The 1,423-nt window shown below is 52.7% G+C and carries 1 pseudogene; it reads left to right on the forward strand.

What is annotated here, in order from left to right:
- A pseudogene (locus JX325_RS16690) lies at positions 1–1,423 on the forward strand (hypothetical protein); the annotation flags it as partial.

Genomic DNA, 1,423 nt, shown 5'->3' on the forward strand with positions numbered 1-1,423 from the left:
CTCTCCCAGCTGGACACCAGCCGGCTCCATTATGTCAAAGTTCCTGAGAGCCATATCGTCATTGACTTTGATATTCCGGATGACCAGGGGAACAAATGCTTTGAGCGAAATCTGGAGGAAGCAAGCAAATGGCCCCCGACCTATGCGGAAGTCAGCAAAAGCGGGTGCGGCATCCACCTGCATTATATCTACACCGGCGACCCGGCACGACTCAGCCGGATTTATGACGACCATATCGAAGTGAAGGTCTTCACCGGCAAGAGCTCATTGAGGCGCAAGCTGACCAAATGTAACGGTCTGCCTATTGCCACGATAAGCTCTGGGTTGCCATTGAAAGGAGAAAGCACCGTGATAAATGCCAAAGTGGTGCAAAGCGAGAAAGGGCTTCGGGTGCAAATCAAGCGAAATCTCAACAAAGAGATACACCCGGCTACTAAGCCCAGCATCGACTTTATCCACAAAATTTTGACGGAGGCGTATGAAAGCGGTCTTACTTACGATGTGACCGACATGCGCAACGCCGTCCTGGCCTTTGCGGCCAACAGTACCAATCAGGCGGACTACTGCATCAAGCTTGTGAACAAGATGCCGTTCAAGTCTGCTGAGAACGCCCCGGCGGCTGCAAACGATGATGAGCCGCTTGTCTTCTACGACGTGGAGGTATTTCCGAACCTGTTCCTGGTGAACTGGAAAATCCAGGGTGAGGGCCGACCTGTCGTCAGAATGATTAACCCCAGCCCTCAGGAGATCGAGGAGCTGATGAAATTTCGGCTTGTCGGCTTCAACTGCCGGCGGTACGACAACCACATCCTCTATGCCCGTCTGATGGGCTACACCAATGAGCAGCTCTACAACCTGTCGCAGAAAATCATCGGCAGCGAGAAGAAAGCCAAGAGCAATAACTGTTTCTTCGGGGAGGCCTATAACGTCTCTTATACGGACGTCTATGACTTCTGTTCTAAAAAGCAGAGCCTGAAAAAGTGGGAGATTGAACTCGGCATCCATCATCAGGAGCTTGGCCTTCCCTGGGACCAGCCGGTGCCGGAAAGTATGTGGCAGAAAGTTGCGGAATACTGCGACAATGATGTCATTGCTACGGAGGCTGTCTTCAACGCTCGAAAGGCTGACTTCATCGCCCGGGAAATTCTGGCTGATGTGGCCGGCATGACAGTCAACGACACTACCAACTCCCTTACTACCAAGATCATCTTCGGCGGCAATAAAAAGCCGCAGGATCAGTTCCAGTATCGGGACATGGGCGACGAGAGTCAGATATTTGACCCGGACGCCGACCTGCCCTTCACGATGGGGCCGCAGAACTTCGACAAGTACACGGCCTTTGATAAAAAGGGGCGTCCCATCTTCCCCGGCTATCGGTTCGAGAATGGTAAGTCCACCTATCGCGGTGAGGAAGTCGGAGACG

Origin of the sequence: Oscillibacter sp. CU971 (assembly GCF_905219725.1) — a bacterium.
GTDB lineage: Bacteria > Bacillota > Clostridia > Oscillospirales > Oscillospiraceae > Oscillibacter.